This is a genomic window from Devosia faecipullorum (genome assembly GCF_015158295.1).
GTDB lineage: Bacteria > Pseudomonadota > Alphaproteobacteria > Rhizobiales > Devosiaceae > Devosia > Devosia faecipullorum.
Window position 1 is genome coordinate 89,422 of sequence record NZ_JACDXV010000002.1, and the last position, 12,195, is coordinate 101,616.

At 63.0% G+C, this 12,195-nt stretch carries 11 protein-coding genes; 7 read left to right on the forward strand and 4 right to left on the reverse strand.

What is annotated here, in order from left to right:
- Window positions 1-61: 61 nt before the first annotated feature.
- The 6 genes from H0482_RS06245 (at window position 62) to H0482_RS06270 (ending at window position 8,317) form a co-directional block, all read left to right on the forward strand.
- Window positions 62-2,188, forward strand: a complete 2,127-nt coding sequence (locus tag H0482_RS06245; RefSeq protein ID WP_193729197.1) for a putative bifunctional diguanylate cyclase/phosphodiesterase — start codon at window positions 62-64, stop codon at window positions 2,186-2,188.
- A gap of 264 nt (window positions 2,189-2,452) precedes the next feature.
- On the forward strand, window positions 2,453-4,267 hold the full coding sequence (gene typA / locus H0482_RS06250) for a translational GTPase TypA (RefSeq protein WP_193729198.1): 1,815 nt from the start codon (window positions 2,453-2,455) through the stop codon (window positions 4,265-4,267).
- Window positions 4,268-4,404: 137 nt separating this feature from the next.
- Complete coding sequence (locus H0482_RS06255; RefSeq protein WP_193729199.1) at window positions 4,405-5,013, forward strand: DedA family protein; 609 nt, start codon at window positions 4,405-4,407, stop codon at window positions 5,011-5,013.
- 306 nt (window positions 5,014-5,319) lie between these two features.
- Window positions 5,320-5,622 carry a YggT family protein gene (locus H0482_RS06260; protein ID WP_193729200.1) on the forward strand — a complete coding sequence of 101 codons (303 nt, stop codon included), beginning with the start codon at window positions 5,320-5,322 and terminating at the stop codon, window positions 5,620-5,622.
- Between the two features lie 161 nt (window positions 5,623-5,783).
- Window positions 5,784-5,984 carry a DUF167 domain-containing protein gene (locus tag H0482_RS16515; protein ID WP_330998212.1) on the forward strand — a complete coding sequence of 67 codons (201 nt, stop codon included), beginning with the start codon at window positions 5,784-5,786 and terminating at the stop codon, window positions 5,982-5,984.
- Window positions 5,985-6,202: 218 nt separating this feature from the next.
- The gene (locus tag H0482_RS06270) at window positions 6,203-8,317 is read left to right on the forward strand and encodes a sodium-translocating pyrophosphatase (protein ID WP_193729201.1); all 2,115 of its coding nucleotides are present in this window, start codon (window positions 6,203-6,205) and stop codon (window positions 8,315-8,317) included.
- Window positions 8,318-8,395: 78 nt separating this feature from the next.
- Here the strand turns inward: H0482_RS06270 and H0482_RS06275 are convergent, their stop codons facing one another.
- Complete coding sequence (locus H0482_RS06275; RefSeq protein WP_193729202.1) at window positions 8,396-8,842, reverse strand: MarR family winged helix-turn-helix transcriptional regulator; 447 nt, start codon at window positions 8,840-8,842, stop codon at window positions 8,396-8,398.
- A 77-nt stretch (window positions 8,843-8,919) separates the two neighbouring features.
- On the opposite strand from H0482_RS06275, the gene H0482_RS06280 reads away from it, so the two are divergent.
- Entirely contained in the window at window positions 8,920-9,438 is a 519-nt protein-coding gene (locus tag H0482_RS06280; RefSeq protein WP_193729203.1) for a cytochrome b, read from the forward strand.
- 42 nt (window positions 9,439-9,480) lie between these two features.
- Here the strand turns inward: H0482_RS06280 and H0482_RS06285 are convergent, their stop codons facing one another.
- The 3 genes from H0482_RS06285 to H0482_RS06295 form a co-directional block, all read right to left on the reverse strand.
- The gene (locus H0482_RS06285) at window positions 9,481-10,857 is read right to left on the reverse strand and encodes a serine hydrolase (protein ID WP_193729204.1); all 1,377 of its coding nucleotides are present in this window, start codon (window positions 10,855-10,857) and stop codon (window positions 9,481-9,483) included.
- A gap of 70 nt (window positions 10,858-10,927) precedes the next feature.
- A complete protein-coding gene (gene ppa / locus H0482_RS06290; protein WP_193729205.1) occupies window positions 10,928-11,458 on the reverse strand; it encodes an inorganic diphosphatase in 531 nt (176 codons plus the stop codon).
- A gap of 132 nt (window positions 11,459-11,590) precedes the next feature.
- Entirely contained in the window at window positions 11,591-12,040 is a 450-nt protein-coding gene (locus tag H0482_RS06295; RefSeq protein WP_193729206.1) for a universal stress protein, read from the reverse strand.
- Between the last annotated feature and the right edge of the window lie 155 nt (window positions 12,041-12,195).

Sequence of the window (12,195 nt, forward strand, 5' to 3'; positions counted from 1 at the left end):
AGGGGGGCTGATTAGCCTTCGCGCCAGCGTCGGATAATGGGTTGGGGAACAAGGGGGTTCGATGCGCGTTGAGGAAGCCGGCAAGGTGGGGGAGGTGGCGGACACGCTGCTGCTCGACGCCGCCCTGGAAAGCATACCCTATGGCTTCTGCGTCTGGTCGCCGCAATTCCGGCTGGTGATGTGGAACAAGCATTACCGCGATTTCTACGGTTTCGCGCCCGATGCCATCCATCGCGGCATGACGCTGGAAGACGTGGTGCATCTCTCGGCGCGGCTGGGCAATCATCCCGGCCAGGGCCCCGAGGCGTTCTACGAGCATTATACCAGCGAATTGCTGGCCAATCGGGACGGGGCGCGGGCCAAGAGTCAGGAAGTGGTCACTGGCGGCCGCATCATCGAAACCGCCCATATCTATACCGACAAGCTGGGCTGGGTGGTGACCCATGAGGACATTACCGAGGAGATCGCCCGCTCCGAAAGCCTGCAAAAGCGCAAGCTGGAGCTGGAAAGGCAGAACATCAGGCTCGATGCGGCGGTCAACAATATCTCGATCGGGCTGTGCATGATGGATGCGCGCGGACGGCTGGTGATCTGCAATGAGCCCTATGCCCGCATCTATAATCTACCCGTGACGCTGCTGCGCCCCGGCACCCAGCTCGAAGACATTCTGGGGCATCTGTTCGACAGCGGCATGAGCTCCAGCGGCACCAAGCAGGAATATATCGCCTGGCGGCGCGAGGTCATCGCCAAGCGCGAATATGGCAAGAATATCCACGAGCTGAACAATCGCACCATCCTGATGCAGCATCATCCGATGAAGGATGGGGGCTGGGTGTCCACCCATGAGGATATTACCGAGCAGCGCCAGGCCGAGGCGCGCATCCGGCACCTGGCGCGCCATGATGCGCTGACCGACCTGCCCAATCGCATCGAATTCCTCGAACAGATGGCGAGCACCGAGGCGGCAGTGCAGCGGGGCGAGATGGCCGCCGTGCTCTATATCGACCTCGACCATTTCAAGGCGGTCAACGATACGCTGGGCCATGCGGTGGGCGACGAGGTGATCAAGCAGGCTGCCGTGCGCCTCTGGGGTACGACGCGCGAGACCGATCTCCTGGCACGGCTGGGCGGGGACGAATTTGCGATACTTTTGCGGCCGATCGACGGGGTCGATATGGCCGCCAAGGTGGCGGACCGTATCGTCAAGGCCATGCGCGCACCGATGAATATCGGCGGCCAGCAGATCGAGATTGGCGCTTCGGTGGGCATTGCCGTGGGGCCTGGCGACGGCAGCCGGACCGATCAATTGGTCAAGAATGCCGATCTGGCGCTCTACAAGGCCAAGTCCGAGGGCCGCTCCACCTATCATTTCTTCGAGACCGGCATGGATGCCGAATTGCAGCAGCGCCGGTCCATCGAGGCGGGGCTGCGCATGGCCATGCAGCGGGAGGAATTGCGCCTCATGTTCCAGCCGCTGCTGGGCGTCAATGAGAACCGCATCACCTGTGTCGAGGCCCTGCTGCGCTGGGATCATGACGAGCGCACCATTCCTCCGGCCGAATTCGTACCGGTGGCCGAGGAGACCGGGCTGATCGTGCCGATCGGGGAATGGGTATTGCATGAAGCCTGCCGGGCCGCCGCCTCCTGGCCCGATTGGGTGCGCGTCGCCGTCAATCTCTCGCCAGTGCAGTTCCGCAATCGCGACCTGGTGGGGCAGGTCAAATCGGCGCTGGGTGCGGCGCGGCTCGAACCGACGCGGCTGGAGCTGGAAATCACCGAAAGCCTGCTGCTCACCGATAGCGAGGCCACGATAGCGGCGCTGCACGCGCTACGCGACATGGGCGTGCGCATCTGCATGGATGATTTCGGCACCGGCTATTCCTCCTTGTCCTATCTGCGCAGTTTCCCCTTCGACAAGATCAAGATCGACCGCACCTTCATGCGCGACCTGACCAGCCGCAACGATAGCCGCGCCATCATCAAGGCGGTGATCGGGCTGGGGCAATCGCTGGGCATGGTGACGACCGCCGAGGGCGTCGAGACCGAGGAACAGCTGGCCATGGTGCGCGAATACGGGGTTTCGGAAGTACAGGGCTTCCTGTTTTCGCCGCCCCTGCAGGCGAACACCCTGGCCAATCTGCTGCATTCGGAGGCGGCCAAGGCGCAGGCGCGGCGCAAGGCATCGTGATGGGTGCCGACCGATTTTCGCCTTTTGGGCGGGAATCGGGGCCACCAGGCCGCTCGAAAGCACTTCCCGACCGGCCGCAGACCCGCCCTGCATATTGAAACCTTGTGAAACCGAGCCTTCTGGGGTATGGACGCGCGACCCTGCCGGGCCTGCCCTCCATATCGGCCCCGGCAAATTCATATCGCATGGTTTGCCCTGACCAGCCCACCCGAGGTTTCTCCCGTGGGGCGGTTTTGCGGATCGTGCCCATCAAGGCGGACCCCCATGGCCCTGCGCAATATTGCTATCATCGCTCACGTCGACCACGGCAAGACCACGCTGATCGACGTTCTGCTCAAGCAGGCCGGCTCTTTCCGCGAGAATGAACGCGTCGAGGAACGCGTCATGGATTCCAACGATATCGAGCGCGAGCGCGGTATCACCATCCTGGCCAAGGTCACCTCGCTATTGTGGAAGGATACCCGCATCAATATCGTGGACACGCCCGGCCACGCCGATTTCGGCGGCGAGGTGGAGCGTATCCTGTCCATGGTCGATGGCGTGGTGCTGCTGGTCGATGCCGCCGAAGGCCCGATGCCGCAGACCAAGTTCGTGCTCGGCAAGGCCCTGGCGCGCGGATTGCGGCCCATCGTGGCCATCAACAAGATCGACAAGGCCGACGAGCGGCATCTCGAAGTGCTCGAGGAAATCTTCGATCTGTTCATCGCGCTGGATGCGACGCCCGAACAGCTCGATTTCCCGGTGCTCTATGGCGCGGCCAAGCTGGGCTGGATGGCCCATGAGCCCGATGGGGCCCGCGAAAGCCTGGGGCCGCTGCTCGACAAGGTCATCGAACATGTGCCCGCGCCGCAGGTGGAAGAGGGCCCGTTCCGCATGCTGGTCACCACGATCGAGCGCAATCCGTTCCTCGGCCGCATCCTGACCGGCCGCATTTCCTCGGGCGCCATCAAGGCCGGCGATGCGGTCCATACGCTCAACCGCGATGGCAAGATCGTCGAGAAGGGCCGCATTTCCAAGGTTCTGGCCTTCCGCGGCATCGAACGCACCCCGATCGATATCGGCGAAGCCGGGGATATCGTCTCCATTGCCGGGCTCGAGACCTCGACCGTGGCCGATACCATCGCCTTGCCTTCGGTCACCCAGCCGCTCGATGCCAAGCCGATCGACCCCCCGACCCTCAGCGTCACCTTCCGCATCAATGACGGCCCGCTGGCCGGCCGCGAAGGCGACAAGGTGCAGTCCCGCGTCATCCGCGAGCGGCTGATGCGCGAGGCCGAGGGCAATGTGGCCATCCGCGTCACCCCGGGCGACGACAATGACAGTTTCGACGTGGCCGGACGCGGCGAACTCCAGCTGGCCGTGCTGATCGAGAACATGCGCCGCGAAGGGTTCGAATTGACCATTGGCCGCCCCAAAGTGCTGTTCAAGGAAGAGGACGGGCAGCGCCTCGAGCCGGTGGAAGAAGTCATCATCGACGTCGATGACGAACATACCGGCGCGGTGGTGCAGAAGCTGACCGAGCGCAAGGGCGAATTGACCGATATGCGCGCCTCCGGCGTCGGCCGTACCCGCATTCGTCTGCTCGTCCCCACCCGCTCGCTGATCGGCTATCAGGCCGAATTGCTCTCCGATACGCGCGGCACCGCCATCTTCAACCGGCTGTTCCATGCCTTCGTGCCCTATAAGGGGGATCTGTCGGGGCGGCGCACCGGCGTGCTGATTTCCAACGGTACCGGCCAGTCCGTGGCCTATGCGCTGTGGAATCTGGAAGAGCGCGGCCCGATTATGATCGATGCCGGCGTCGACATCTATGAAGGCATGATCGTGGGCGAGCATAGCCGCGAAAACGATCTGGAAGTGAACGCGCTCAAGGGCAAGCAGCTCACCAATATCCGCACCACGTCCAAGGACGAGGCGGTGCGCCTGACCACGCCCAAGAAGCTGACGCTGGAGCAATCGCTGGGCTATATCGCCGATGACGAATATGTCGAGGTGACGCCCAAGTCGATCCGCCTGCGCAAGATCTGGCTCGATCCGAACGAGCGCAAGAAGCAGAGCCGCGCCGCCAAGACCGCCTAAGCTGCTGTTAGGGTCTGGCTGTTAGTTTCCACCACGTCATTGCCGGGCTCGTCCCGGCAATCCATTTTTTGGCCAAAGCGTGGCCACCGGGACAGGTCCGGCGGTGACAGTGGTTGAGCGATGAGGAGCATGACGTCATGACCGACTGGATCATCCAGGCCATTACCGATCTGGGCTATCTGGGCATCTTCCTGGTCATGCTGGCGGAAAGCCTGTTTCCGCCCATTCCTTCCGAGCTCATCATTCCCTTTGCCGGCTTTGCCGCCGCCAATGGCCAATTGAGCCTTGCTGGAGTTCTGGTCACCGCCACTCTGGGCGCCGTTGTCGGCATGCTGCCCTGGTATTTCGCCGGGCGGCTGTTCGGGCTCGAGCGGGTGCGCTGGCTGGCCGACCGCCATGGACGGCTCATCACCATGAATTCGGCCGAGATCGATGTCGCCGTGGCCGCCTTCCGGCGCTTCGGCCCGATCATCGTGCTGTTCGGGCGGCTGATGCCGATCATCCGCACCCTGATCTCGGTGCCTGCCGGGCTGGCCCGGATGAGCCTGCCGGTCTTTCTTCTGGCCTCGGGCACCGGGGCGCTGGTCTGGAACACGTTCCTCACCCTTGCCGGCTTTATCCTGCACGAGCATTACCACGTCATCGAAGTGGTGCTCGATCCGCTGAGCTATGCGGTCCTGGCGCTGGTGGTGCTGATTTATCTCTTCCGCGTCATCACCTGGAAGCCGAGCCGCCCGACCGCCTGACCCCTGTTGCAGAATGCGAGCCCTCTCGCATTCTGCAATGCATCGGGAAGGGAAAAATGCGAATATTCATAAGCGCTTAACATCTGGACCCGGCTTTGCGGCCCCGGGCGATCTGGCACGCTTCCTGCAAGAGAGAGGACGTCCGGATGAAGTGTATTGCGTACCGGACTGGTCAGTCATTCGGGGCCCTGCATGGCGTGGTCGGTGCAGGGCCCCGAATCTGTCCCAGCGGCGCAGCGTCTGGAGCCTTGCTGCCTGCGCCGGTAATGACTAGATGTTTCGAGCCTTGTTTTCCCGGAGACGCCTATGCGCGCCGTGCTCGACATCATTCTCATCCTGCTCCAGCTCTATTGGTGGGTCTTGCTCATCATGATCATCATGAGCTGGCTGATCTCGTTCAATGTCATCAATACGCGCAATCAGTTCGTCGCTGCGGTCTGGCGGGTGGTCAATCAATTGACCGAGCCGGTGCTCAATCCGATCCGCCGCTTCATGCCCAATTTCTCCGGGCTCGACCTTTCGCCGCTGATCGCCTTTCTCATCATCTTCTTCATCCAGTCGCTGATCGGCTATTATCTCTATCCGGCGGTGGTTCGCGCCGGCATCTAGGCACGGCCGAGAGCGATGGCGGAGCATTCTTCCGAAGCGCCATCCTCCTGGTTCCGGCGCACCGAGACCGGCCTGCTGCTCCGGCTCCGCGTCACCCCCAATGCCGGGCGCGAGGGCATAGAGGGCGCCGAAATCCGCGATGACGGCGTCCAGGTGCGCGGGTGCGGGTTTCGGCCGTGCCCGACAAGGGCAAGGCCAATGCCGCGGTCATCATGCTGATCGCGGCGGCGCTGGGCGTGCCGAAATCGGCCATTGCCCTGGTCAGCGGCGAAAGCAGCCGCATCAAGCTTCTGGCCGTCACTGGAAATGCCGGGGAACTGGCGGCGCTTGCCGCGGGGCTCGGCTTGCATCGGGGGCGCTAGAAAGCAAGCCCCGATCCGGCTTTCCGGTATGGCGACGCGCGCTTTCCGGCGGCGATAGCGCGCGGCAAATCATCGCAATATCCATTGCTTAACCGATTAATCCCGGTAATCTCCGGTTTCGGGAGGGGCCCGTCGGAGGGCTGGCTGCGAATCGGGCGCAAGACCCGGACGGAGCGGCGCGGGTTCCTCGGAGGAGAAAACTTCAAGGGATCAATCCTATGGATCTGGCACTTTGGCTGATCGTCGCCTGTGGCGGTCTGTCTATCGTTTATGGCGTCGTCACCACCCAGAGCCTGCTCAAGGCCGATGCGGGCTCGACGCGCATGCAGGAAATTTCCGCCGCCGTGCGCGAGGGGGCATCGGCTTATCTCAAACGCCAATATACCACGATCGCCATTGTCGGCGTGGTCATCCTGATCGCCGCCTGGCTGTTGCTGGGCGTCTATGCCGCGATCGGCTTCCTGATCGGGGCGGTCTTGTCGGGCGCCGCCGGTTTCATCGGCATGAATGTCTCGGTGCGCGCCAATGTGCGGGTGGCCCAGGCTGCCGTCGGTTCGCTCGCCAAGGGGCTCGATCTCGCCTTCAAGTCCGGCGCCGTCACCGGCATGCTGGTGGCAGGGCTGGGCCTATTGGGCATCACGCTCTATTTCATCATCCTTACCGGGCTCGGCTTCGCGCCGACCAGCCGCACCGTCATCGATGCGCTGGTGGCCCTCTCCTTCGGCGCCTCGCTGATCTCGATCTTCGCGCGTCTCGGCGGTGGCATCTTCACCAAGGGTGCCGATGTGGGCGGCGACATGGTGGGCAAGGTCGAGGCCGGTATTCCCGAGGACGATCCGCGCAATCCGGCCACCATTGCCGACAATGTGGGCGACAATGTCGGCGACTGCGCCGGCATGGCGGCCGACCTCTTTGAAACCTATGTGGTGACCATCGTCGCCACCATGGTGCTGGCGGCCATCATCCTGCCCGAGCAGTTCAAGCTCATCGGCATGGTCCTGCCGCTGGCCATTGGCGGGGCCTGCGTCGTCACCTCGATCATCGGCACCTATTTCGTCAAGCTCGGCAGCGACAACAATATCATGGGCGCGCTCTATAAGGGCGTCATCGCCTCGGGCGTGCTGTCGCTGGTGGCGCTGCTGCCGGTCCTGTGGCTGATGTTCGGCGACATGAATGTCGCCATCGAGACGGCCGACAAGGTCTTCACCCCCTGGAGCCTGTTCTGGTGCGGCGTGGTCGGACTGGTCATTACCGGGCTGATCATCGTCATCACCGAATATTACACCGGCACCAATCGCCGCCCGGTCAATTCCATCGCCGAAGCCTCGGTCACCGGCCATGGCACCAATGTGATCCAGGGCCTCGCCGTATCGCTGGAATCCACCGCCCTGCCGGCTTTGGTCATCATTGCCGGCATTATCGTCACCTATTCGCTGGCGGGCCTGTTCGGCATCGCCTTCGCCGTGGCCACCATGCTGGCTCTGGCCGGCATGATCGTGGCGCTCGACGCGTTCGGCCCGGTTACGGACAATGCCGGCGGCATTGCCGAAATGGCCGGCCTCGACAAGGAAGTGCGCCACAATACCGACGCGCTCGATGCGGTCGGCAACACCACCAAGGCCGTCACCAAGGGCTATGCCATCGGCTCGGCGGGTCTGGGGGCGCTGGTGCTGTTCGCGGCCTATACCGAGGACATCAAGCATTATTTCACCGATTTGACGGTCAATTTCGACCTGGCCAATCCCTATGTCGTGGTCGGGCTGCTGTTCGGCGGGCTCCTGCCGTTCCTCTTCGGCGGCATGTCGATGACGGCGGTGGGCCGCGCCGCCCAATCGGTGGTGGTGGAAGTGCGCCGCCAGTTCAAGGCCGATCCGGGCATCATGGCCGGCACCTCCAAGCCCGATTATGCCCGGGCGGTGGATATGCTGACCAAGGCGGCGATCAAGGAAATGATCGTGCCCTCGCTCCTGCCGGTGCTCAGCCCGATCGTGGTCTATTTCCTCATCCTCAACATTGCCGGCCAGGCCAATGCCTTCTCGGCTCTGGGGGCGATGTTGATGGGCGTCATCGTCACCGGGCTCTTCGTCGCCATTTCCATGACCGCCGGCGGCGGCGCCTGGGACAATGCCAAGAAGAGCTTTGAGGACGGGTTCACCGACAGCCATGGCGTCAAGCATCTCAAGGGCTCGGACGCCCACAAGGCGTCCGTCACCGGCGATACCGTCGGCGACCCCTACAAGGACACGGCGGGCCCCGCCGTCAATCCGATGATCAAGATCACCAATATCGTGGCCCTGCTGCTCCTGGCAGTGCTGGCCAATATGGGGATCTAACCAGACGTCGTCTGGACTGGAATGAACAGGGCCCGGGGCGACAGCTCCGGGCCTTTGCTATTGGCGTCAGCCGGAGTGTCAGGGGTCGATGGGCTCATCGTCTTTATCGAGATTGGCGATCACCTGTTCCAGCAGGGCGAAATATTGCGCTCGCTCCTCCCGGCTGAGGCTCTTGAGTGCCAGCAGGTTTACCGCCTGCCCCGCTTCGGCGACGGCGCCGAGTTTGTCCCGCGCCTTGGGGGTCAAAGCCACCAGCGAGGAGCGGCCATCCTCGGGATTGGGCAGGCGCTCCACCAGTCCGTCCTTTTCCATGCGATTGAGCGTGGCGGTCATGGTGGGCTGCCTGACCCGCGCGCGTTCGGCGAGGATTTTCTGCGGCTGCGGGCCAGCCTCCAGGCCGAGCAGGATCGGCATATGTGCCGGATTGAGCCCCAAAGGGGCCAGGCGCCGTTCGATGGCGCGGGCAAAGAGCCGTCCGGCCAGATTGGTCATGTAGCCCGCGGAAGTTTCCGGTCGCAGCGCCATTTACATAGTCAGCTCACTAAATTATATAGGGTGCTCACTATATCGTCATTCCTGATGCCCTGGCAATGGAGGCTCTTATGCCGCTCAAATCGTCCGTGGATCATTATGGGGCCATGCCCGCCGCCCTTCACTGGCTGACGGCTTTGGCCATCCTGTTTTTGCTGGTCAGCGGCCAGATCATGGATGGTCCCAATCTCGGCGCCATCCTGCCCATGCATGTGGCGCTGGGCCTGTCCGTGGGCGCGCTTACCCTGTTCCGCATCGCCTGGTTTGTGGTTTTCGACCGGCATCCAAAGCCGGTGGCGGGCGTGTCAGGGATGCAGCATCTTCTGGCACGCTTCGTCCATATCGGGCTTTATGCCGCCATTCTGGTCATGGTGGCCTCGGGCATGGGCATGGTGGCGCTGAGCGGGGCGGCCCAGCAAATCTTCGGCGGCGGCGCCCTGCCCGATTTCACCCTCTTGCCGCCCTTTGGCGTACATGGCCTCGTCAGCAAGCTGCTGCTGGTTCTGGCCCTTTTCCATATCGGCGCGGCGCTCTGGCACCATTTCGTCGTCAGGGACGGGCTGATCGGGCGGATGGGATTTCGGGGGTGATGGCGGGCCCCCGAGGGGGCGGGGCATTGCCGTCCCGCCCGCCTATTGCAGTTTCAGCGCCGGCATAACCTGGCCGTTCTGGTAGAGGACCAGCGATTTGACCGCGCCGTCCTCACGCATGAAGCTGATCTGCGCATCGATGATCTTGTAGAAGAAGTCGCTTTCGCTTTCGGGAAAAATCTCGAAGGCCTGCTGCCCGGTCAATTGTGCCAGCAGCTTGCCGTTTTCCGCCCTGACGCTCAGCACGGCTCCCGGCGCCAGCACATATTCGCCGGCATAATCGCGGTAGAGGGCGGGGTCGATCTCCACCGCGCTGCGGACTTTCGGCTGGGCATTGAGCGGAATGGCCGGATTGAGCAGGTGCATGCCGATATCGTTGACGCCCAATCGGGCGGCCATATTGGTCAGGACCACGACGCCATTGCCGCTTTCGCGATCAAATCCGGCAAAGCTGGAATAGCCCCCGGTCATGCCATTGTGCCAGACGATTTCGCTCTGGCCGGTATCGGTGATGAACCAGCCGAGGCCGATCGAGATTCCATCACTGACCGGGACGGTGCGGGCCAGCATGGTTTCAAATGCGGGCTGCAAGGGCGTTGGGCTGGCGCCGCTGGCCGCGCCGATGAATTTGATCAGGTCGGCGCTATTGGTGAGCAGCGCACCGGCCGGCGCAAAGACCTCAAAATCCCAGTTTGAGGCCGGCTCGCGGGCGCCGTCATGGCCCATGGCCATTTCCGGTCGGGCCGTGCCGGTCAGGGCCAGGCTGGTTTCATCCATGCCCAGCGGGGTGAGGATGGCTTCCTTGACAAGGTCGGCATAGGAAAGCCCGCTCACCTCTTCGATGGCAAGCCCCAGAATGGCGGTGCCGATATTGGAATATTCAAAGCCTTCACCACTGGGTCGCGCGGGGACATAGGTGGCGAGCCAGGCGCGCAATTGCTCGGCATTGTAACCTGAATAGAGGTTGTTCAGGTCGGCGGCGAGCACGTCCTCGGGCAGGCCGGAAAAGCCGGCCCTATGGGTGGCCAGATCGAAAGCGGTGATGGGGCGCTCGCCCTGCTGGGGCATGATGAAGCCTTCGGGCAGGTAATCGGCGATCGGCGCGTCGAGATCGATCCGGCCTTTGTCGACCAATTGCGCCAGCAGCAGATTGGTGAAGAGCTTGGTGATCGATCCGGCTTCGAAGATCGTGTGCTCGTCGACCGGCTCGGCGCCGTCCAGCGCCATTGTGCCATGGGACACGAAGCGGGTCTCCCCGCCTTCGATCAGGGCCACGGCAATGCCGACATTGGCCTGGTCGCGCCCGATCCTGTCACTGAGAATGCCGGCAATATCGGCGTTGTCCGGCAGGGAGGCTTCCTGCGCTGCGGCAGGCAGGATCATCAGGGCGGCAAGGGTCAGGGCGGCGGCATAGGTCATCAAAAAGGGCCTTCGGGGCGAGGGACATGTCCGCCTATAACGCCGAAGGCCGCGATTGGATCGACGTCGTTCAGGCCGATTTTGCCATTTCGATGGATTTGAGGATCACCTCGCGCGCCTCATCGAGGCCGCCGATCCGGTCGATGCGGGCCCATTTGCCCGGCTCGAGATCCTTGTAATGGGTGAAGAAATGCTTGACCCGCTCCAGCTGGATTTCCGGCAGGTCGCCGATATCGGCGATATTGTCATACATGCGGGTGAGCTTGCTGACCGGCACGGCGATGATCTTTTCGTCCTGGCCGCCATCGTCTTCCATGAACAGCACGCCGACCGGGCGCGAGCGCACCACGGCGCCGGGCACGAGCGGGCGCGAATTCATCACGATGACGTCGAGCGGATCGCCGTCGCCGCACAAAGTATGGGGCACGAAGCCGTAATTGCCCGGATAACGCATGGGCGTATAGAGGAAGCGGTCGACGAACAGGGCGCCACTGTCCTTGTCGATCTCATATTTGATCGGTTCGCCACCGAGCGGCACTTCGATGATGACGTTGAGGTCGTCGGGCACATTCTTGCCGGTGGGGATCGCGTCGATATTCATGTCTTGCCTTGTCGCCGTGCGGGAGGGACGGAATGGGGGCAGGTTCTGCCCACAAAGACCCGTCATGGCAAGCCACAAATCCGCCGCACCCCGCATGCGGCGGTCCCCTTTCTCCTATTGTGCCTGCCGTCTTTACTTGACGATGAGCACCGGCACGCTGGCATGGGAGAGCACGTCGGCGGCCTGGCTGCCGAGCAGCAGGCGTCCGAGGCCGCGCCGTCCGTGCGAGCCCATGACGATGATGTCGCTGCCTTTTTCCCTGGCCGTGGCCAGGATGGCATCGGCGGGGCGCTGGCGCGGCGCATGCAGCGTTTCGACGGCGAGGCCCGCCGCTTCCGCCTTGCTGCGGGCGGCATCGAGAAGGGCCGTGGCCTGGCTGGTATAATTTTCTTCCAGCCGAGCGATGATATTGCCGGCATCGATGGTGCCGAAGCCGCCCGAGCCGATGCCGGTGCTGACCGGATCGGTGGCAGTCAGGATGGTGATTCTGCCATTCTGGGTCTTGGCCAGTTCGATGCCGGTGGCCAGCGCCTTGTCGCCGAGTTCGGAGCCGTCGATGGCGATCAGCAGGGTCTTGAACATGTCTGTCCTCCTTGTTCGTTTGCTTGTGCCATGGGCGCGATGGCGGCACATTGATCCTGATCATAGGGGGAGGGGCAGGGAACGGCAAAGCACGGCGCGAAAGGTGAGCAATGCGTTGACCATTTCGGTTCAGATGTCACTCCCCGCCGGTTTTT

Coding starts and splice junctions, on each gene's coding strand:
- H0482_RS06280 (WP_193729203.1), top strand. CDS start 8,920: ATGCCGCTCAAATCGTCCGTGGATCATTATGGGGCCATGCCCGCCGCC.
- H0482_RS06245 (WP_193729197.1), top strand. CDS start 62: ATGCGCGTTGAGGAAGCCGGCAAGGTGGGGGAGGTGGCGGACACGCTG.
- ppa (WP_193729205.1), bottom strand. CDS start 11,458: ATGAATATCGACGCGATCCCCACCGGCAAGAATGTGCCCGACGACCTC.
- H0482_RS06260 (WP_193729200.1), top strand. CDS start 5,320: ATGCGCGCCGTGCTCGACATCATTCTCATCCTGCTCCAGCTCTATTGG.
- H0482_RS06285 (WP_193729204.1), bottom strand. CDS start 10,857: ATGACCTATGCCGCCGCCCTGACCCTTGCCGCCCTGATGATCCTGCCT.
- H0482_RS06295 (WP_193729206.1), bottom strand. CDS start 12,040: ATGTTCAAGACCCTGCTGATCGCCATCGACGGCTCCGAACTCGGCGAC.
- typA (WP_193729198.1), top strand. CDS start 2,453: ATGGCCCTGCGCAATATTGCTATCATCGCTCACGTCGACCACGGCAAG.
- H0482_RS06255 (WP_193729199.1), top strand. CDS start 4,405: ATGACCGACTGGATCATCCAGGCCATTACCGATCTGGGCTATCTGGGC.
- H0482_RS06270 (WP_193729201.1), top strand. CDS start 6,203: ATGGATCTGGCACTTTGGCTGATCGTCGCCTGTGGCGGTCTGTCTATC.
- H0482_RS06275 (WP_193729202.1), bottom strand. CDS start 8,842: ATGGCGCTGCGACCGGAAACTTCCGCGGGCTACATGACCAATCTGGCC.